The following is a 19,960-nucleotide window of genomic DNA, read 5'->3' on the forward strand; positions in this document are numbered from 1 at the left end:
TTGCCGCCAGCTAATGCCACTCGGTAGTGGCACCCATGAGGATAAGAAAATGGCTACGACCACCCTTGGGGTCAAACTCGACGACCCGACCCGCGAGCGCCTGAAGGCTGCCGCGACCTCCATTGATCGCACGCCGCACTGGCTGATCAAGCAGGCGATTTTCAATTACCTGGAGAAACTGGAGGGTGGTGCAACCCTGTCCGAACTCAATGGTTTGAGCAGCAAGGACGCCGACGATGCAGGCGAGGTCCAGACCGACCACGCCCACCAGTGCTTCCTTGAGTTCGCCGAGAGCATCCTGCCGCAATCCGTATTGCGCGCCTCGATCACCGCCGCTTACCGCCGCCCCGAGCCGGAAGTGGTGCCGATGCTGATCGAACAGGCTCGTCTGCCGGCCCCGATGGCCGAAGCCACCAACAAGCTGGCCGCGTCAATCGCCGAAAAACTGCGTAACCAGAAAAGTGCTGGCGGCCGTGCCGGTATTGTTCAGGGCCTGCTGCAGGAGTTTTCCCTGTCGTCCCAGGAAGGCGTGGCACTGATGTGCCTGGCCGAAGCGCTGCTGCGCATCCCGGACAAGGGCACTCGCGACGCACTGATCCGCGACAAGATCAGCACCGGCAACTGGCAGCCGCACTTGGGCAACAGCCCGTCGCTGTTCGTCAACGCTGCTACGTGGGGCCTGCTGCTGACCGGCAAACTGGTCGCCACCCACAACGAAGCAGGCCTGACCTCGTCCCTGAGCCGCATCATCGGCAAGAGCGGCGAGCCGATGATCCGCAAGGGCGTCGACATGGCGATGCGCCTGATGGGCGAGCAGTTCGTCACCGGCGAAACCATCGCCGAAGCCCTGGCCAACGCGAGCAAGTTCGAAGCCAAGGGTTTTCGCTATTCCTACGACATGCTTGGTGAAGCCGCGCTGACTGAACACGACGCGCAGAAGTACCTGGCCTCGTACGAACAAGCCATCCATTCGATCGGCAAAGCCTCCCACGGCCGTGGGATTTATGAAGGTCCGGGTATCTCCATCAAGCTATCGGCCCTGCACCCGCGCTACAGCCGTGCGCAGTACGAGCGCGTGATGGACGAGCTGTACCCGCGCCTGCTGTCCCTGACCTTGCTGGCCAAGCAATACGACATCGGCCTGAACATCGACGCCGAAGAAGCCGACCGTCTGGAGCTGTCCCTGGACCTGCTGGAGCGCCTGTGCTTCGAGCCACAACTGACCGGCTGGAACGGCATCGGTTTCGTGATCCAGGCCTACCAGAAGCGTTGCCCGTATGTGATCGACTACGTCATCGACCTGGCGCGCCGCAGCCGCCATCGCCTGATGATCCGCCTGGTAAAAGGCGCGTACTGGGACAGCGAGATCAAGCGCGCCCAAGTTGAAGGCCTGGAAGGCTACCCGGTCTACACCCGCAAGGTGTACACCGACGTTTCCTACATTGCTTGCGCACGCAAACTGCTGTCGGTGCCGGAAGTCATCTACCCGCAGTTCGCCACGCACAACGCTCACACGCTGTCGGCCATCTACCATATCGCCGGTCAGAACTATTACCCCGGCCAGTACGAGTTCCAATGCCTGCACGGCATGGGCGAACCGCTGTACGAGCAGGTTGTAGGCAAGGTTGCCGATGGCAAGCTGAACCGTCCGTGCCGTGTGTACGCTCCAGTCGGCACCCACGAGACACTGCTGGCTTACTTGGTCCGTCGCCTGTTGGAAAACGGCGCGAACACCTCGTTCGTCAACCGCATTGCCGACCAATCCATCTCCATTCAGGAGCTGGTGGCCGATCCAGTGGCCAGCATCGAGCAAATGGCCACGCTGGAAGGCGGCTTCGGCCTGCCGCACCCGCGCATTCCATTGCCGCGTGACCTGTACGGCAGCGACCGCGCCAATTCGGCCGGTATCGACCTGGCCAACGAACACCGCCTGGCGTCGTTGTCCTGCGCCTTGCTGGCCACCGCTCACAACAACTGGAAAGCTGCGCCGATGCTCGGTTGCGCCTCCAGCGAGCAAGCGGCGGCGCCGGTACTGAACCCGTCCGACCTGCGTGACGTGGTCGGTCATGTGCAAGAAGCCACCGTCGAAGACGTCGACAACGCTATCCAGTGCGCCATCAGCGCCGGTCCGATCTGGCAGGCCACCCCGCCCGCCGAGCGCGCCGCCATCCTGGAACGTGCCGCCGACCTGATGGAAGGCGAGATTCAGCCACTGATGGGCCTGCTGGCCCGTGAAGCCGGCAAGACCTTCGCCAACGCCATCGCCGAAGTGCGTGAAGCCGTAGACTTCCTGCGCTATTACGCGGTGCAGGCACGCAACGATTTCACCAACGATGCCCACCGCCCACTGGGCCCGGTGGTGTGCATCAGCCCGTGGAACTTCCCGCTGGCCATCTTCAGCGGCCAAGTCGCCGCCGCATTGGCCGCCGGCAACCCGGTACTGGCCAAGCCGGCCGAACAAACTCCGCTGGTCGCCGCGCAAGCCGTGCGCATCCTGTTGGAAGCCGGTATTCCGGAAGGCGTGCTGCAACTGCTGCCGGGCCAGGGCGAAACCGTGGGTGCCCGCCTGGTGGGTGATGATCGCGTCAAAGGCGTGATGTTCACTGGCTCTACCGAAGTGGCGCGTCTGCTGCAACGTAATGTCGCCGGCCGCCTGGACGCCCAGGGCCGTCCGATCCCGCTGATCGCCGAAACCGGTGGCCAGAACGCGATGATCGTCGACTCCTCCGCGCTGACCGAACAAGTGGTTATCGACGTGGTGTCCTCGGCCTTCGACAGTGCCGGCCAACGCTGCTCGGCCCTGCGTGTACTGTGCCTGCAGGAAGATTCGGCAGACCGTGTCATCGAAATGCTCAAGGGCGCCATGGCGGAATGCCGTCTGGGCAACCCTGAGCGCCTGTCCGTCGACATCGGCCCGGTGATCGACGCCGAAGCCAAGGCCGGCATCGAGAAACACATCCAGGCCATGCGCGACAAAGGCCGCAATGTGTATCAAGTGGCGATTGCCGACGGTGAAGAGATCAAGCGTGGCACCTTCGTGATGCCGACCCTGATCGAACTGGAAAGCTTCGACGAGCTGCAACGGGAGATCTTCGGCCCGGTGCTGCACGTGGTGCGCTACAAGCGCAAAGAGATCGACCAGCTCATCGGCCAGATCAACGCTTCCGGCTACGGCCTGACCCTGGGCGTGCACACCCGTATCGACGAGACCATCGCCAAGGTGATCGACAACGTCAATGCCGGTAACGTCTATGTGAACCGCAACATCGTCGGTGCCGTGGTTGGCGTGCAACCGTTCGGCGGCGAAGGCCTGTCGGGCACTGGCCCGAAAGCCGGTGGCCCGCTGTACCTGTACCGTCTGCTGTCGACGCGCCCTACGGATGCCATCGAGCAATCCTTCGTACGCGGCGACGCATTGGCCGCGCCGGACGTGCGCCTGCGCGATGCCATGAGCCAGCCGCTGACCGCGCTGAAATCGTGGGCCGACAGCAATCAGTTCAGCGACCTGAGCGCCCTGTGCAGCCAGTTCGCCGCGCAATCGCAAAGCGGTATCACTCGCCAACTGGCCGGCCCGACCGGCGAACGCAACAGCTACGCCATCCTGCCCCGCGAGCACGTACTGTGCCTGGCGGAAGTGGAAGGCGATCTGCTGACGCAACTGGCGGCGGTACTGGCCGTGGGCGGTTCGGCGGTATGGCCGGAATCTGACCTGACCAAGGCCTTGTTCCCACGCCTGCCGAAGGAGATTCAGGCGAAGATCAAGCGCGTGGCCGACTGGAGCAAGGACGACGTAGTGTTCGACGCGGTCTTGCATCACGGTGATTCCGATCAATTGCGTGCGGTGTGCCAGCAAGTTGCGCAGCGTGGCGGGGCGATTGTCGGGGTGCATGGTTTGTCGCAAGGCGAGACCGCGATTGCACTGGAACGCCTGGTGATTGAGCGGGCGTTGAGTGTTAACACCGCTGCAGCAGGCGGTAACGCCAGCCTGATGACCATCGGCTAACTGCCTGACGAAATGCGGTAAAAAATGTGGGAGGGGGCTTGCCCCCGATAGCGGTGGATCAGCCAATGCACTTGGTGACTGACACATCGCCATCGGGGGCAAGCCCCCTCCCACATTTGCCTGTGCATCACCCAAATCAATCTTGCTATCCAGCTTCTATTCGCACACTTAGACTCAGGCCAATTCCTCCAAAGGTAAGCCGCCATGTCCGAGACGCTGCTCAGTTCCCGCAATCTGGCTTTCGAGCTGTACGAAGTCCTCGATGCCGAGGGCCTGACCCAGCGCGAGCGGTTTGCCGAACACAATCGCGAAACCTTCGATGCGGCCATCAGCACCGCGCGTAACATCGCGGAAAAGTACTTCGCCCCTCACAATCGCAAGAACGACGAAAACGAACCGCGCTACGAAGACGGCAAGGCCATCCTGATTCCGGAAGTGAAGCCGGCGGTGGATGCGTTCCTGGAAGCCGGCTTCCTCAACGCAGCCCGCAGCTTTGAAGCGGGTGGCATGCAACTGCCGACCCTGCTGTCGCAAGCCTGTTTCGCGCACTTCCAGTCGGCCAACGCGGCATCTACTTCCTATCCGTTCCTGACCATGGGCGCCGCCAACCTGATCGAAAGCTTCGGCACTGAGGACCAGAAACAACGCTTTCTGCAACCGATGATCGACGGCCGTTTCTTTGGCACCATGGCGCTCACCGAACCTCACGCCGGCTCATCCCTGTCAGATATTCGTACACGCGCAGAGCCAGCGGCTGACGGTACTTACCGACTCAAGGGGAATAAGATCTTCATTTCCGGCGGTGACCACCCGCTGTCGGAAAACATCGTGCACATGGTGCTGGCCAAACTTCCGGACGCGCCGGCCGGGGTGAAGGGCATTTCGTTGTTTATCGTGCCCAAGTTCCTGGTCAACGACGACGGCAGCCTGGGCGAGCGCAACGATGTGTTGCTGGCCGGGCTGTTCCACAAGATGGGTTGGCGCGGCACCACGTCCACTGCGCTGAACTTCGGCGATAACGGCAATTGCGTCGGCTATCTGGTGGGCAAGCCGCACCAGGGTTTGAGCTGCATGTTCCAGATGATGAACGAGGCGCGGATTGGCGTCGGTATGGGCGCCGTCATGCTCGGTTACGCCGGCTACCTCTACTCCCTGGAATACGCCCGCGAACGCCCACAAGGTCGCCTGCCCGATAGTAAAGATCCCACGACCGCGCCGGTCTCGATCATTCAGCACGCGGACATCAAGCGCATGCTGCTCACCCAAAAATCCTACGTAGAAGGCGCCTTCGACCTCGGCCTCTACGCCGCGCGGCTGTTCGACGACACCACCACCCTGGCCACCGAAACCGAACGCAAACAAGCTCACGAACTGCTGGACCTGCTCACGCCCATCGTCAAATCCTGGCCGTCGGAGTTCTGCCTCAAAGCCAACGAACTGGCGATCCAGATTCTCGGCGGCCATGGCTACACCCGCGAATACCCTGTGGAGCAGTATTACCGTGACAACCGCCTGAACCCGATCCATGAAGGCACCCACGGCATCCAGTCCCTGGATTTGCTCGGGCGCAAACTGGCGCAGAACGGCGGAGCGGGCTTGAAGCAACTCATCAGACTGATCGCCGAAACCGGCGCCCGTGCGCAGGAATACCCGAGCCTTACCGTGCTGAGGGAACCCTTGGAACAACTGGTCAACCGCCTGCAAACCGTCACCATTGGCCTGCTGACGGATCTCGCCCACGGCAAGGTCAACAGCAGCCTGGCGAATTCAGCGCTGTACCTGAAGGTATTCGGGCATACGGTAATTGGCTGGCGCTGGCTGGAACAGGCGATTCGCGCCGAAGCAGGCTTGGCCAAGGGTGATGCGGCGGATGTGGCCTTCTATAGAGGCAAGCTCCAGGCTGCCCGGTACTTCCTGACCTGGGAAGTGCCGAGCTGCCATCATGAACTGGCAATCTTGGAGGCCCGCGATGACACGTGCCTCGGCATGCAAGATGAGTGGTTCTAAGGCGTTCCGATCGCCTTGGAAATCACATCGACCGTGGCGCTGACTTGCTCTTGGTAACGGTCGAGTTCCTGCTGGTGCGCCTGCTGCATTTCGATCTGCTCGGCGCACAGGTTCAGCGCCGCCAGCACCAGTAGCTTGTCACCGATCAGGGTCGGGTACTTCTTCTTGGTGGTGGCCAGGGACGCCTTGAGCAGGGTCACGGCGTGCATCAGGGTTTTCTCTTCCCCGGCCGGTGCCTTGATCGAGTAATCCTCTCCGAGAATCGAAACGACCTTTATCCCTTCACTCATGCGCCGACGGGCCCTGCGCTCACACGCTCAACCAGCGCCTGGATACGCGCAGCGGTGGCACCGTGCTTTTCTTCCTGTTCCATCAGGCTCAGTTGCAGGCTGTCGTTCTCGTCCTTGGCGCGGGCCAGTTCGGCCTTGAGGGATTCGTTGGTGCCCAGCAGATCCTGGTTCTGCTGTACCAGGTCGCTGACCAGTTGTTCCAATTGGCTGAGGGATGCTTCTAACATTTTGATTTCTCGGGCTTTTTAAAAGGGCGGTGACGATAAAGAAAATTCACCTCGGATGCCAGGGTTATCCCCGGCGCGCAGCCCGATTTTTAAGGGCCGGGCCGCACTTTCGAGCCTTAGTGACTGCATTTACCGGATCTGGTTCCTGAATCGATCAAACCCCTCGTCAGATGCGACAAAACCGCACACGCCCCTTTAGACTTTAGTCGTACGACCGATAAAGAGGGACACCCCGTCTGATGGCCGCACGGATCGCGCATCTCCCCCAGGATTCCCGCATGTCGCTTCGTAATATGAATATCGCTCCGAGGGCCTTCCTCGGCTTCGCGTTTATTGGCGCGTTGATGTTGTTTCTCGGTGTGTTCGCCCTGAATCAAATGAGCAAGATACGCGCCGCCACGGAAGACATCACCCTGTCCAGCGTGCCAAGCATTCGTGCCCTCGATGAGTTCACCCAACTGACTCTGCGCCTGCGGGTGCTGTCGTACCGCCTGCTGACCAACCGCGAGCCGGAGGTCCAGCAAAAAACCCTGGAAGCCTTTGAGCTGCGCAATCAGCAGATTCGCACGGCCCAGGGCATCTACGAAAAACTCATCGAGAGCAGCGAAGAGCGCTCGACCTACGACGAATACGTACGCCTGCTGGGCCAGTACCATCAGATTGAAGAGCGCATGAAGAGCCTGTCGCGCGCCAATCAAGTGGAAGAGCTGCGCACCCTGCTCAACACCGAACTGCTGAGCAACTCCGAGCAGGTCAACGCCGTGCTCACCCGCCTGCTGGACATCAACAATAAGATGGCCCTGGCTACCAATAAAGACGCCGAAGACCAATACAACATGGCCTTCAACATGGTGGTGAGCCTTCTGGTGATCGCCACCCTGCTGACACTGCTGTTTGCGTGGCTGCTGACCCGCAGCATCACCCTGCCCATCTCCCAGGCCTTGGAAGCAGCCGAAGAAGTGGCCGAAGGCAACCTGACGCGCCCGATCAAAGTCGACGGCAACGACGAAGCCGGGCGCCTGTTGGCGGCCATGGCCAAGATGCAGGACAAACTGCGCGACACCCTGCAACGCATTGCCGGGTCCGCGACCCAGCTGGCGTCGGCTGCCGAGGAACTGAACGCCGTCACCGACGAAAGCGCCCGTGGCCTGACCCAGCAAAACAACGAAATCGAACAAGCCGCCACGGCGGTGAACGAGATGACCAGTGCCGTCGAAGAAGTTGCCCGCAATGCGGTGAGCACCTCCGAGGCATCGCGCAACGCCACCACTTCTGCCGGCGATGGCCGTGACCTGGTGCAGGAAACCGTCAGCGCCATCGAACGCATGAGCGGCGATGTGCAAGCCACCGCCACCTTGATTGGCGACCTGGCCAATGAGTCACGCGACATCGGCAAGGTGCTCGACGTGATTCGCGGCCTGGCTGACCAGACCAACCTGCTGGCCCTGAACGCGGCGATTGAAGCGGCACGTGCTGGCGAAGCCGGTCGCGGTTTTGCGGTGGTCGCCGATGAAGTGCGCGCCCTGGCTCATCGCACGCAGCAATCGACCAGCGAGATCGAGCGGATGATCGGCAGTATCCAGGCCGGCACCGAACACGCGGTGGATTCGATGCGCAACAGCACCGAACGCGCCGAATCGACGCTGAATATCGCCAAAGGCGCCGGGATGTCGCTGGATACCATCAATACCGCGATCGTCGAGATCAACGAACGCAACCTGGTCATCGCCAGCGCAGCGGAAGAACAGGCCCAGGTGGCGCGGGAAGTGGATCGCAACCTGGTGAATATCCGCGACTTGTCCGTGCAATCGGCGACTGGTGCCAGCCAGACCAGTGCGGCGAGCAGCGAGCTGTCGCGCCTGGCGGTGGACTTGAATGGGATGGTCGGGCGCTTCCGCCTCTAACTGAAACAACTGGGTCAAAATTGTGGGAGGGGGCTTGCGCCCGATGGCGGTGTGTCAGCCAGCTTATCGATAGCTGGACCACCGCAATCGGGGGTAAGCCCCCTACCACATTCAGATCTACGCCTGCCTTTAAAAGCTTTTTGACAGCGCAGCAATTCAACAGGTTAGAATCGCTGGCACGCAGACTGCATGGTCAGTTTGCGCCCCGTCTTGTTTGCTCATGGAGTACTGCCTTTGAATGCGACGACCATCAACAGCCTGTTCTTGATCGGCGCGTTGCTGGTGAGTGCGAGCATTCTGGTGAGTTCTCTTTCGTCCCGCCTGGGTATCCCGATATTGGTGATCATCCTGGCCGTGGGCATGGTCGCCGGCGTCGATGGCGGCGGCATCATCTTCGATAACTACCCAACCGCCTACCTGGTGGGCAACCTCGCCCTGGCCGTGATCCTGCTCGATGGCGGTTTACGCACACGGGTGGCGAGTTTCCGCGTGGCACTCTGGCCGGCGTTGTCGCTGGCCACGGTGGGGGTGTTGATTACCACCGGCCTCACCGGCATGGCCGCGGCCTGGCTGTTTGACCTCAATATCATCCAAGGCTTGTTGATTGGCGCGATTGTCGGCTCCACGGACGCTGCGGCAGTGTTCTCGCTGCTCGGCGGCAAGGGCCTCAACGAACGGGTCACCGCCAGCCTGGAAATCGAATCCGGCAGCAACGACCCCATGGCGGTGTTCCTCACTGTCACCTTGATCGACATGCTCGCCAGCGGCCAGACCGGCCTGCACTGGAGCCTGCTGACTCACTTGGTGCGCGAGTTCGGCATCGGCGGCGTGGTTGGCCTGGGCGGCGGCTGGCTGATGCTGCAAATGGTCAACCGCATCAACCTGGCCACCGGCCTGTACCCGATCCTGGTGATCGCTGGCGGCCTGTTCGTGTTCGCCGTGACCAACGCCCTGCACGGCAGCGGCTTCCTCGCCGTGTACCTGTGCGGCCTGGTGATCGGCAACCGCCCGGTGCGCAGCCGTCATGGCATTTTGCATATGCTCGACGGTATGGCCTGGCTGGCGCAGATCGGCATGTTCCTGGTACTGGGCCTGCTGGTCACGCCCCATGACTTGCTGCCCATCGCGTTGCCGGCCCTGGGCCTGGCGCTGTGGATGATTCTGTTTGCGCGGCCATTGTCGGTAATGGTCGGCCTGCTGCCTTTCAAAGCGTTCCACGGTCGGGAAAAGGCCTTTATCGCCTGGGTGGGCCTGCGCGGCGCGGTGCCGATCATTCTGGCGGTGTTCCCGCTGATGGCCGGGCTGCCCCATGCGCAGCTGTACTTCAACCTCGCGTTCTTTATCGTGCTGGTGTCGCTGCTGGTGCAGGGCACAAGCCTGCCGTGGGTGGCCAAGCTGCTCAAAGTCACCGTACCGCCGGACCCGGCGCCGATTTCCCGTGCCGCGCTGGAAGTGCACGTCACCAGCGAGTGGGAGCTGTTCGTCTACCGCCTGGGCGCGGAAAAATGGTGCATCGGCGCAGCCCTGCGTGAGCTGAAAATGCCCGAAGGCACGCGGATCGCCGCGCTGTTCCGTGGCCAGCAACTGCTCCATCCGTCGGGTAGTACCGTGCTGGAAGTCGGCGACCTGCTCTGCGTGATCGGCCACGAACACAACCTGCCGGCCCTGGGCAAACTGTTCAGCCAAGCCCCGCAACGCGGTCTGGACCTGCGTTTCTTCGGCGACTTCGTGCTGGAAGGCGATGCCCAACTGGGCGCGGTTTCCGCGCTGTACGGCCTGAAGTTGGAAGGCATCGACCCGGATATGCCGCTGAGCAGTTTCATCACCCAGAAAGTCGGCGGCGCGCCCATCGTCGGCGACCAGGTGGAGTGGAACAACACCATCTGGACCGTCGCGGTCATGGACGGGAACAAGATTGGCAAAGTGGGCGTCAGATTCCCCGAAGGAAGTCGCCCGGGCCCCGGACTCTTCCTCTAAACTGCGGGGCGACGACGCCCCCGATTCTTCACCTTGCAAGACCGGTCTCTATGCCTACCCTGCGCACGTTCCTCGCCACTGCCCTGCTGGGCCTGACCCTTTGTGTCGGCACCGTTCACGCGGCCGACCCGCCCAGCGCCGACGCCATCCAGCAAACCCTGGACAAGCTGCCCGACCGCAAGCTGCCCGACGCCGACATGAAGGCCCTGCAGGGCATCCTGCAGCAGACCTTGACGTACCTGGGCAACAAGCAGGATTACGAGCAGCGCCTGGTCGACCTCAAGCGCCAGCTGGAAGACGCGCCGCGCGAGACCGCCGACAACCAGCGCGAACTGACCCGGCTCAAGGCCACCAAAATCATCCCGGTCGCCCAGCGCTACGCCACCCTGCCGGTGCCGCAGCTTGAGCAACTGCTGGTGCAGCGCACCACCCAGCAAGGCGACCTGCAAAAAGAACTGGCTGACGCCAACAGCCTGTCCATCGCCGCCCAAACCCGCCCCGAGCGCGCCCAGACCGAAATCAGCAGCAGCCAGACGCGCATCCTGCAGATCAACTCGATCCTCAAGGCCGGCAAGGACAACGGCAAGACCCTCAGCGGCGACCAGCGCAACCAGCTCAATGCCGAACTGGCCGCCCTCAACGCACTGATCCCGCTGCGCCGCCAGGAACTGGCCGGCAACAGCCAACTGCAAGACCTGGGCAACAGCCAACACGACCTGGTGATGGAAAAAACCGCGCGCCTGGAACAAGAGATCCAGGACCTGCAAACCCTGATCAACCAGAAACGCCTGGCCCAGTCCCAACAAACGGTGACCCAGCAGTCCATCGAAGCGCAAAAAGCCGGCGGCAGCAGCCTGCTGGCCACCGAAAGCGCGGCCAACCTGAAGTTGTCCGACTACCTGCTCAAAAGCACCGACCGCCTCAACGATCTGACCCAGAAGAACCTGAAAACCAAGCAGCAACTCGACACGGTGACCCAGAGCGACTCGGCCCTGGACGAGCAGATCAACGTGCTCAAGGGCAGCCTGTTGCTGTCCAAGATCCTCTACAAACAGAAACAAGCCTTGCCACGCCTGACCGTGGACCGCGACCTGGCGGACGACATCGCCAACATTCGCCTGTACCAGTTTGAGGTCAACCAGCAACGCGAACTGATCAGTTCGCCAAGTGCCTATGTGGATAACTTGCTGGCCAATCAAGCGCCGGAAGACGTCCCCCCCCAACTGCGCCGCACCCTGCTGGAACTGGCGATCACCCGCAGCGACCTGCTGGAGCGCCTGAGCCGTGAGCTGAGCGCGCTGCTCAATGAATCCATCACCCTGCAACTGAACCAGAAACAACTGCTCAGCACCGCCACCACCCTGCGCGCGACGCTTGATGAGCAAATGTTCTGGATCCCCAGCAACAAGCCGCTGGACACCGAATGGCTGGAAACGGTGCCGGCGCACCTGAGCAAGCAAGTCGCCACCCTGCCCTGGGCCTCCAGCGTCAGCGAACTGTACGACGGCCTGACCCAACGCCCGCTGCTGTTCCTGCCGCTGCTGCTGTTGATTGGCGCGCTGCTATGGCGCCGTAAAAACCTGTACCAGCGCCTGAACAAGGTGCATCTGGATATTGGCCACTTCAAGCGCGACAGCCAGTGGCACACGCCCCAGGCCATCCTGATCAATATCCTGCTGGCGATGCCGGTTTCCCTGGGCTTGGCGCTGTGCGGCTACGCGCTGCAGATCGACGCCCGTGGGCAGAACGCCAACCTCGGTTCGGCCCTGCTGCAGATCGCCCAGGCCTGGCTGGTGTTCTATACCGCTTATCGCATCCTGGCGCCGGGTGGCGTGGCGGAACTGCACTTCCGTTGGGAAAAGCCCCAGGTCGAATTCCTGCAAGGTTGGGTGCGCAAACTCGGTCTGGTGGTACTCGCGCTGGTGGCCGTGGTGGCCATCGCTGAACACCAACCGGCGGCGCTGGCCGACGACGTGCTGGGCATCGGCGTGGTACTCACCTGCTACGCGCTGATGGCCTGGCTGCTCGGCCGCCTGTTGCTCAACAGCCCGACCCATGAAAAGGCCTCACTGTTCCGCAAGGCCGTGGGCCTGATGTTTACCGCGCTGCCGGTCGCGCTGTTTATCGCCGTGTGCTTTGGCTACTACTACACCGCGCTCAAGCTCAGCGACCGTCTGATCAACACCCTGTACCTGCTGATGTTCTGGCTGGTGATCGAAGCCACCTTCGTCCGCGGCCTGGGCGTTGCCGCCCGGCGACTGGCCTATGCGCGTGCCCTGGCCAAACGCCAGGCCGCCAAGGAAGCCGGCGACGGCGAAGCAGTGATCGAAGAACCGACCCTGGACATCGAGCAGGTCAACGAACAGTCCATGCGACTGATCCGCCTGGCCTTGCTCGGCGGCTTTATTGCCGCGCTGTACTGGGTATGGTCTGACCTGATCTCGGTGTTTTCGTATTTGGATAACGTCACGTTGTACGAATACACCAGCGGTACGGGTGCCAATATCAGCATGGTGCCGATCAGCATCGGCGACTTGCTCGGCGCGCTGATCATCATCGGCATCACCTTCGCCCTGGCGCGCAACCTGCCCGGCCTGCTCGAGGTGCTGGTGCTGTCCAAGCTGGACCTGGCCCAGGGCAGCGCCTATGCGACCACCACGTTGCTGTCGTACGTGATTGCCGGCGTCGGCTTCGTCTCCACCCTGTCCACCCTCGGCGTGAGCTGGGACAAGTTGCAATGGCTGGTGGCGGCGCTGTCGGTGGGGTTGGGCTTTGGTATGCAGGAGATCTTCGCGAACTTCATCTCCGGCATCATGATCCTGTTCGAACGCCCGGTGCGCATCGGCGACACCATCACCATCGGCAACCTGTCGGGCACGGTGAGCAAGATCCGCATCCGCGCCACCACGATCACCGACTTTGATCGCAAGGACATCATTGTCCCGAACAAAACCTTCATCACTGGGCAACTGATCAACTGGTCGCTGACCGACACCATCACCCGCGTCACCCTCAAACTCGGCGTGGACTACGGCTCGGATCTGGACCTGGTGAAGGAACTGTTACTCAAGGCTGCCAGGGAAAACCCACGGGTCCTGAAAGAGCCAGAACCCCATGTTTACTTCCTCAATTTCGGCGAAAGCACCCTCGACCACGAACTGCGCATGCACGTGCGTGACCTGGGTGACCGTAACCCGGTGCTCGACGAGGTCAACCGCTACATCAACCGTGAGTTCAAGAAGCAGCACATCAACATCTCGTTCCGGCAGATGGAGGTGTACCTGAAGAATATGCACGGTCAGGAATACAAATTGGTGCCGGTTGAGGATGACCGCAAGACCCTCGTCGGGCCTGCGACAGACCAAGATGCCCCCGAGCCGCCACCCGGCAAAGTCGACGACGCGCCGGAACCGCCGCCGAGCAAACTCGACTAACCGCACTATCCCCAGCAGAATGCTCGGACATTCTGCTGGAGATGGCCGGTGAAAGCCCTCGACGAACTGAACTTCGACAACCGCTTCGCACGCCTGGGCGACGCGTTCTCGACCCACGTATTGCCTGAGCCCCTCGACGCGCCGCGCCTGGTCGTGGCAAGCGAGGCCGCCATGGCCCTGCTCGACCTTGACCCCGCCGTGGCCGAAACGCCGGTATTTGCCGAGCTGTTTGGCGGGCACAAGCTGTGGGCCGAGGCGGAACCCCGGGCGATGGTCTATTCCGGGCATCAGTTCGGCGGCTACACCCCGCAACTGGGTGATGGCCGTGGCTTGTTGCTGGGCGAGGTGTACAACGCAGCCGGCGAACACTGGGACCTGCACCTCAAGGGCGCAGGGATGACGCCTTACTCACGGATGGGCGATGGTCGCGCCGTGTTGCGCTCGTCGATTCGCGAGTTTTTGGCTTCCGAAGCGCTGCACGCGCTTGGCATCCCCAGCAGCCGCGCACTGTGCGTGATCGGCTCCGACACCCCCGTGTGGCGCGAAAAGCAGGAACGCGGCGCGATGGTGTTGCGCATGGCACACAGCCATATCCGCTTCGGCCATTTCGAATATTTCTACTACACCAAGAAGCCCGAGCAGCAGGCGCTGTTGGCCGAGCATGTACTGAACCTACACTACCCCGAGTGCCGCGAACAACCCGAGCCATACCTGGCGATGTTCCGCGAAATCGTCGAGCGCAACGCCGAATTGATCGCTAAGTGGCAGGCTTATGGCTTCTGCCATGGCGTGATGAACACCGACAACATGTCGATCCTAGGCATCACTTTCGACTTCGGGCCGTTTGCGTTTTTGGATGACTTTGACGCGCACTTCATCTGCAACCACTCGGACCATGAAGGGCGCTATTCCTTCAGCAATCAGGTGCCGATTGGGCAGTGGAACTTGAGTGCATTGGCGCAAGCACTGACGCCGTTTATCAGCGTCGACGCCTTGAAAGAAGCCCTTGGGCTGTACCTGCCGCTGTATCAGGCGAACTACCTGGACCTGATGCGCCGCCGCCTGGGACTCACCACCGCCGAAGACGACGACCAGCATCTGGTCGAGCGTTTATTGAAGCTGATGCAGAACAGCGGCGTGGATTACACCCTGTTCTTCCGCCGTCTGGGAGATGAGTCGGCGGCGTTGGCAGTGGCGCGGTTGCGCGATGACTTTGTCGACCTGGCCGGGTTTGATGCCTGGGCCGAGCAGTACAAGGCGCGTGTTGCACGGGATGGTGACTACAGCGAGGAACAGCGCCGTGCGCGGATGCACGCGGTGAACCCGCTGTACATCTTGCGCAACTATCTTGCGCAGAATGCCATCGCTGCCGCCGAGTCCGGGGATTACAGCGAGGTGAGGCGGCTGCATGAGGTGCTTTCCAAGCCGTTTGAGGAGCAAGCCGGGATGGAGCAATACGCACAGCGGCCGCCGGATTGGGGGAAGCATTTGGAGATTAGTTGTTCCTCGTAAAAACCTTTAGATAAAGGTTTCTACTGAAACACCGAATCGCTCGGCCAGCCAACGAATTTGACGTATGTTGAGTTGGCGCTTGCCGCTCAGGACTTCCAAAACGTCGGACTGCGGACCTACACCCGGCAGATCGCCTTGGGTCAAGCCATGCTCTCGCATCATAAAGCGCAACACATCAACGCCACTGGCAACAGGCATCGGCCAATGCTCATGATCGTAGGCTTCGATCCAGTCACCTATGATGTCCACCAGCCCCATAAGTGGGTGAGCTTCGTCTTCTCCAACGATATCCAGTAGCTCATCGAGCGACCCAGCCAAGGCATCATAGTCGGCCTCGGATTGGGGCTTGGTCAGCAGCGATGAAACAAAGCGCCACTGCTCAATAGCCAGCTTTAGATCGTCGTTCATGTGTTGTCCTTTTTATCTGGTCTTGATAAACCGCATTCCCGGCTCCAGATTGAACCTAATGGCCACACCCTAGGAGCCCCCGATGTCCGAACCTCTTGTAATCCCCTGCCCCCACTGCAACGGGCTCAACCGCATCCCCGGTGAACGCCTGGGTGATGCGCCAAAGTGCGGGCGCTGCAAGCAGCCGGTTTTGTTGAACAAGCCGTTTGAGCTGAAACAAGGCGACTACGCCAGCCAGATCAAAGGCGACCTGCCGTTGCTGGTGGATGTGTGGGCCGACTGGTGCGGGCCATGTAAATCGTTTGCGCCGGTGTTCGAGCAGGCGGCCGGGCAGTTGGCGGGCAAGTGCCGGTTGGCCAAGCTTGACAGCGAGGCCAATCAGCAGTTGTCGGCGCAGTTGGGGATTCGCTCGATTCCCAGCTTGATTCTGTTCAAGAACGGCCGCGAAGTGGCGCGCCAGAGCGGGGCGTTTCCGTTGCCGCAGTTGATAAGTTGGTTGCGTAGCCAGGGCGTCTAAACACGGTCGAATGTGGGAGCTGGCTTGCCTGCGATGGCAATGTTGAATTCACTACAGCTATTGCAGGCAAGCCAGCTCCCACACTGACCGCATTCCAGATTTAGGCCAGCGGCGCTTCACGGTCCATCATCTGGCCGACGAGCATTACGCCGAGTTCGCTCAATTGGTGGATCGCCAGGGCTACGTCGCGGTGTTCGCCGGTGAGGTCGTTGGACAGGTTGAGTAATAGGGTGCGGACGGAGGAGAAGGTTTCGTAGCTGTTGAGGACGAGGGTTTCGGTGGGGAGATTGGGGGTGACGGTGAATAACATGCTTTTCGTTCTCTGATAGGGCCACCACCTATTCGCTACTAAACGAGGGCGGCGGCTGTACGCAGGTTAGTAGACCGGGAACGAAAGCAAAAACCGGCGCACCCGAAGGTGCCCTGCGCACAGCCACCATCAGATAGGCGAAAAACGCCATGCTGTCGGAGCGGTGCACATACTTTCGTCTGACTGGGCTACTAAACCCGACCACTGAGAATTCAGCGGCCCGAGAACCTTAAGAGAAGCCCATCCAGACGCACAAGCCGGGCGATTCTGGCTTACCTGTAGGCATCGTTACAAGGCACAACCCCTATTGGGAGACCCGTCCTACAGCCTCTGTGGGACAAATCCAGCAGCTGGAATGCAGAACCCAGTGTGGGAGCTGGCTTGCCTGCGATGCAGGCGACTCGGTCTGCCTGATAAACCGAGGCTATGCGATCGCAGGCAAGCCAGCTCCCACACTGATCGCATTTCAAACTCAGGTCCGCGCTGCCTTTCAGATCACGCGTTTTCCAGCAGATTATGCAACTCCACAAACTGCTGCGTCAGCTTATGCCGTGGGTCCAGGTGGATCAGCGGCTTGCTCTCCTGGTGCGACTCACGCATGCGCACGGAACTGGCCAAGTAAACGGGCAATACCGGCAACCCCTCGGCAATCAATTCATCGAGCATCTGCTGCGGCAACGTCGCGCGGGCCTGGAACTGGTTGACCACGATGCCTTCCACTTCAAGGCCTTCGTTGTGGTCCTCCTTCAATTCTTCGATTTCCGCCAGCAGGCCATACAGGGCCTGGCGCGAGAAGCTGTCGCAATCAAAGGGGATAAGCACACGATCAGCGGCAATCAGCGCCGAAACAGCATAAAAATTCAGGGCTGGCGGTGTATCCAGGTAGATCCGGTCGTAATCCTCGCTCAGATCATCCAGCAGCTTTCTCAGCTTGTTGATCTTGTGCTTGGCCTCAAGCTTGGGCTGCAGGTCGGCCAACTCCGGGGTCGCGGTGATGACGTGCAGGTTGTCGAACGGCGTCTCGTAGATATCTACCTTGTTCTTCTTGGAAAACGGCCCGGAAGACAGGGTTTGCTTGAAAAAATCCGCGATACCCATGGGGATATCGTCGCCGGTCAGCCCCGTGAGGTACTGGGTTGAGTTGGCTTGTGCATCGAGGTCCACCAACAGGGTTCGATAACCTTCGCTGGCGCTGACTGCCGCCAGGTTGCAGGCAATGCTGGACTTGCCAACGCCGCCTTTCTGATTGAACACCACACGCCGCATGGAAAAACCTCCGTGTATCAATGAATGTCCGAGTGTAGAGGGCAAAAGCGCCTGTTAGCTACCTCGTTCATCCATGCACTGCCGCATCACGGGCGATCGGTGACCTGCCTTTCATACGCAGCCGACAGATTAAAAAGAACGGTCCGACAATCCAATCAGTCCTCTGGTAAAGGACAATCTGTAAATCCTTTCCACTATTTTGTAATCAATCGTGCACAAATTTTTACCAAAGTTTGCTAGAACCCCACGGCACCGGGATAATGCGCGCCATTCGGCTATTGTTCCCTGTCCCGGTATTCGGGGCCAAAAGTCGCACATGGAAGCCCGCAGGGGCGGGATAACTTCTCAGTGATCACTTTCAACATCGCCCAATGGCGCGCCTGGGCCCCTGGGCTCGATAGCGTGGACGACTGGCGGGCCTGGTGCCAGGCCCCGATGTTGCTGCCTGCCAGCGAAGCCTGTCCCGATGTGTCATTCCTGCCGGCCATGCAACGCCGCCGCCTGAACCGCCTGGCGCGCATGGCGTTCAGCGTGGGCTGGCCACTGGCTGAGGGTTTGCAGGACCTGCCGCTGGTGTTTATCTCCCGGCATGGCGAGACCCCGCGCACCCTCGACATCCTCAGTGATCTGGCCAACGACCAACCGCTGTCGCCGACCCAGTTCAGCCTGTCGGTGCATAACGCGGTCATTGGCCTGTGGTCGATCCTGCGCAATGAAACCAGCGAAATGACTGCCCTCGCTGCCGCGGGCGACGGTTTGGAACATGGCATGCTCGAGGCCGCCGCGCTGCTCAACGAAGGTGCCCCGGCCGTATTGCTGGTGATCACTGAAGAACAGCCGCCCGAAGCCTACGCCAGCTGGATCCACGACGTGCCGTTCCCCTACGCCCTCGGCCTGTTGCTGACACCGGGCGACGAGTGGCAACTGGAACTCGGTACCGGCACTGTCCAACCCACTCAAACCCAGTGGCCCCATGCCCTGAACCTGCTGCGCACCCTGCTCACCGAACAGGTCGCCTGCCAACATGCCTGGAAGAACCGTGTATGGAATTGGCAACGCAAGCCCTGAACGAGAAACCACGGGACGCCTACTATTGGCGCCTGTTCGCCACCGCCGCCAGCTTCGCGCTGTTCGGCTTCGGTGGGCTGTGCCTGCGTTTACTGGTGTTCCCGTTGCTCAGTTGCCTGCCAGGGGACGCTGCAAAACACCGCAGCCGCGCCCGTCACACGATCAGTTGGCTGTTCTGGTTCTTTATTCGCCTGATGCAGCGCGCCGGCGTGCTCACCTACAGTGTCGAAGGCGCGGAAAAACTCGGCCGCCCTGGCCAGATGATCATCGCCAACCACCCGTCGTTGATCGACGTGGTGTTCCTGATCGGCCTGGTGCGCCAGGCCAACTGCGTGGTCAAGCAGAGCCTGTGGCAGAACCCCTTCACCCGTGGGCCGGTGCGCGACGCGGGCTATATCAGCAACGACGGCAGTGCCGAGATGCTCGATGCGGCGGCTGACGCCCTGCGCAGCGGCCAGACCCTGATCATTTTTCCCGAAGGCACCCGCACCACACCCGGCGCGGCGCCTGCCTTTCATCGCGGCGGCGCCGCCATTGCGCTGCGCGGTGCGACAATCATCACCCCCGTGGTGATCAAGGTCAGCCCCACCACGCTGACCAAGGCCGAACCCTGGTATCGCATCCCAAAATGCCGCGTGCACTTCAGTTTGCGGGTGGGTGCCGATATAGAACCACAGGCGTTCGCATCAATGGGGCCCGCGCCCCAGGCCTCACGCAAGCTCAACGATTACCTGCATCACTTTTTTATTAAGGAGCTCGCCGAAGATGAGCGACCAACACCGCCTTGAGCACGACATAAAGACGCTGATCATCGAGGCCCTGGGCCTGGAAGACATCAGTGTCGACGACATCGGCAGCGAGCAGACCCTGTTCGGCGAAGGCCTCGGCCTGGATTCGGTAGACGCCCTGGAATTGGGCCTGGCGATCCAGAAAAAGTACGGTATCAAGATCGATGCCGACGCCAAGGACACCCGCAATCACTTCACCAACGTGGCCAGCCTTGCGGCGTTCGTCACGGCCAGACAGGCAGCTTGAGA

Annotated in this window: 14 protein-coding genes and 2 pseudogenes; 11 read left to right on the forward strand and 5 right to left on the reverse strand. The window is 61.1% G+C overall.

The features are described from left to right. Positions 1 to 49: 49 nt before the first annotated feature. Positions 50 to 4,003 carry a trifunctional transcriptional regulator/proline dehydrogenase/L-glutamate gamma-semialdehyde dehydrogenase gene (gene putA / locus WH299_RS06280; RefSeq protein ID WP_339549880.1) on the forward strand — a complete coding sequence of 1,318 codons (3,954 nt, stop codon included), beginning with the start codon at positions 50 to 52 and terminating at the stop codon, positions 4,001 to 4,003. 204 nt (positions 4,004 to 4,207) lie between these two features. Next, entirely contained in the window at positions 4,208 to 6,010 is a 1,803-nt protein-coding gene (locus tag WH299_RS06285; protein ID WP_123475152.1) for an acyl-CoA dehydrogenase, read from the forward strand. On the opposite strand, the gene WH299_RS06290 is transcribed toward WH299_RS06285, so the two are convergent. Continuing rightward, a complete protein-coding gene (locus WH299_RS06290) occupies positions 6,007 to 6,300 on the reverse strand; it encodes a cell division protein ZapA (protein WP_016977202.1) in 294 nt (97 codons plus the stop codon). The genes WH299_RS06285 and WH299_RS06290 overlap by 4 nt on opposite strands. Further along, the gene (locus WH299_RS06295) at positions 6,297 to 6,527 is read right to left on the reverse strand and encodes a hypothetical protein (protein WP_122730516.1); all 231 of its coding nucleotides are present in this window, start codon (positions 6,525 to 6,527) and stop codon (positions 6,297 to 6,299) included. The genes WH299_RS06290 and WH299_RS06295 overlap by 4 nt, the downstream gene beginning before the upstream one ends. Before the next feature lie 344 nt (positions 6,528 to 6,871). Between WH299_RS06295 and WH299_RS29605 the strand changes: the two are divergent. The 5 genes and pseudogenes from WH299_RS29605 to selO all read left to right on the forward strand — a co-directional run. Further along, positions 6,872 to 7,528, forward strand: a pseudogene (locus WH299_RS29605) (MCP four helix bundle domain-containing protein); the annotation flags it as partial. A 303-nt stretch (positions 7,529 to 7,831) separates the two neighbouring features. After that, positions 7,832 to 8,431: pseudogene (locus WH299_RS29610) on the forward strand (methyl-accepting chemotaxis protein); the annotation flags it as partial. Between the two features lie 234 nt (positions 8,432 to 8,665). Then, positions 8,666 to 10,408: a potassium/proton antiporter gene (locus WH299_RS06305; protein ID WP_016977199.1), complete on the forward strand. Its 1,743-nt coding sequence runs from the start codon at positions 8,666 to 8,668 to the stop codon at positions 10,406 to 10,408. Positions 10,409 to 10,458: 50 nt separating this feature from the next. Further along, positions 10,459 to 13,842: a mechanosensitive channel MscK gene (mscK, locus tag WH299_RS06310; protein WP_339549882.1), complete on the forward strand. Its 3,384-nt coding sequence runs from the start codon at positions 10,459 to 10,461 to the stop codon at positions 13,840 to 13,842. A gap of 48 nt (positions 13,843 to 13,890) precedes the next feature. After that, entirely contained in the window at positions 13,891 to 15,354 is a 1,464-nt protein-coding gene (gene selO, locus WH299_RS06315; protein WP_339549883.1) for a protein adenylyltransferase SelO, read from the forward strand. A gap of 6 nt (positions 15,355 to 15,360) precedes the next feature. On the opposite strand, the gene WH299_RS06320 is transcribed toward selO, so the two are convergent. Continuing rightward, complete coding sequence (locus WH299_RS06320; RefSeq protein ID WP_323623147.1) at positions 15,361 to 15,762, reverse strand: helix-turn-helix domain-containing protein; 402 nt, start codon at positions 15,760 to 15,762, stop codon at positions 15,361 to 15,363. An 82-nt stretch (positions 15,763 to 15,844) separates the two neighbouring features. Between WH299_RS06320 and trxC the strand changes: the two genes are divergently transcribed. Continuing rightward, positions 15,845 to 16,279: a thioredoxin TrxC gene (trxC, locus tag WH299_RS06325; protein ID WP_122730509.1), complete on the forward strand. Its 435-nt coding sequence runs from the start codon at positions 15,845 to 15,847 to the stop codon at positions 16,277 to 16,279. A 100-nt stretch (positions 16,280 to 16,379) separates the two neighbouring features. Here trxC and WH299_RS06330 read toward each other — a convergent pair whose 3' ends face one another. Both WH299_RS06330 and WH299_RS06335 read right to left on the reverse strand, forming a co-directional pair. Continuing rightward, a complete protein-coding gene (locus WH299_RS06330; RefSeq protein WP_339549884.1) occupies positions 16,380 to 16,589 on the reverse strand; it encodes a DUF6124 family protein in 210 nt (69 codons plus the stop codon). Between the two features lie 495 nt (positions 16,590 to 17,084). Then, positions 17,085 to 17,855 carry a ParA family protein gene (locus WH299_RS06335; RefSeq protein ID WP_016979218.1) on the reverse strand — a complete coding sequence of 257 codons (771 nt, stop codon included), beginning with the start codon at positions 17,853 to 17,855 and terminating at the stop codon, positions 17,085 to 17,087. 348 nt (positions 17,856 to 18,203) lie between these two features. Here WH299_RS06335 and WH299_RS06340 point away from each other — a divergent pair, with 348 nt between their 5' ends. The 3 genes from WH299_RS06340 to WH299_RS06350 are packed head-to-tail and all read left to right on the forward strand — an operon-like array spanning position 18,204 to position 19,958. Beyond that, positions 18,204 to 18,923, forward strand: coding sequence for a beta-ketoacyl synthase chain length factor (locus WH299_RS06340; RefSeq protein ID WP_122730506.1), 720 nt, complete (start codon positions 18,204 to 18,206; stop codon positions 18,921 to 18,923). Beyond that, the gene (locus WH299_RS06345; protein ID WP_095014411.1) at positions 18,899 to 19,711 is read left to right on the forward strand and encodes a lysophospholipid acyltransferase family protein; all 813 of its coding nucleotides are present in this window, start codon (positions 18,899 to 18,901) and stop codon (positions 19,709 to 19,711) included. Before WH299_RS06340 ends, WH299_RS06345 begins: the two co-directional genes overlap by 25 nt. Then, on the forward strand, positions 19,689 to 19,958 hold the full coding sequence (locus WH299_RS06350) for a phosphopantetheine-binding protein (protein ID WP_014716603.1): 270 nt from the start codon (positions 19,689 to 19,691) through the stop codon (positions 19,956 to 19,958). Before WH299_RS06345 ends, WH299_RS06350 begins: the two co-directional genes overlap by 23 nt. Positions 19,959 to 19,960 lie beyond the last annotated feature (2 nt).

Source organism: Pseudomonas sp. MYb541 (assembly GCF_037479595.1).
Taxonomy (GTDB): Bacteria; Pseudomonadota; Gammaproteobacteria; order Pseudomonadales; family Pseudomonadaceae; genus Aquipseudomonas; species Aquipseudomonas canadensis.

Coding starts and splice junctions, on each gene's coding strand:
- putA (WP_339549880.1), top strand. CDS start 50: ATGGCTACGACCACCCTTGGGGTCAAACTCGACGACCCGACCCGCGAG.
- WH299_RS06285 (WP_123475152.1), top strand. CDS start 4,208: ATGTCCGAGACGCTGCTCAGTTCCCGCAATCTGGCTTTCGAGCTGTAC.
- WH299_RS06290 (WP_016977202.1), bottom strand. CDS start 6,300: ATGAGTGAAGGGATAAAGGTCGTTTCGATTCTCGGAGAGGATTACTCG.
- WH299_RS06295 (WP_122730516.1), bottom strand. CDS start 6,527: ATGTTAGAAGCATCCCTCAGCCAATTGGAACAACTGGTCAGCGACCTG.
- mscK (WP_339549882.1), top strand. CDS start 10,459: ATGCCTACCCTGCGCACGTTCCTCGCCACTGCCCTGCTGGGCCTGACC.
- WH299_RS06320 (WP_323623147.1), bottom strand. CDS start 15,762: ATGAACGACGATCTAAAGCTGGCTATTGAGCAGTGGCGCTTTGTTTCA.
- trxC (WP_122730509.1), top strand. CDS start 15,845: ATGTCCGAACCTCTTGTAATCCCCTGCCCCCACTGCAACGGGCTCAAC.
- WH299_RS06330 (WP_339549884.1), bottom strand. CDS start 16,589: ATGTTATTCACCGTCACCCCCAATCTCCCCACCGAAACCCTCGTCCTC.
- WH299_RS06335 (WP_016979218.1), bottom strand. CDS start 17,855: ATGCGGCGTGTGGTGTTCAATCAGAAAGGCGGCGTTGGCAAGTCCAGC.
- WH299_RS06345 (WP_095014411.1), top strand. CDS start 18,899: ATGGAATTGGCAACGCAAGCCCTGAACGAGAAACCACGGGACGCCTAC.
- WH299_RS06350 (WP_014716603.1), top strand. CDS start 19,689: ATGAGCGACCAACACCGCCTTGAGCACGACATAAAGACGCTGATCATC.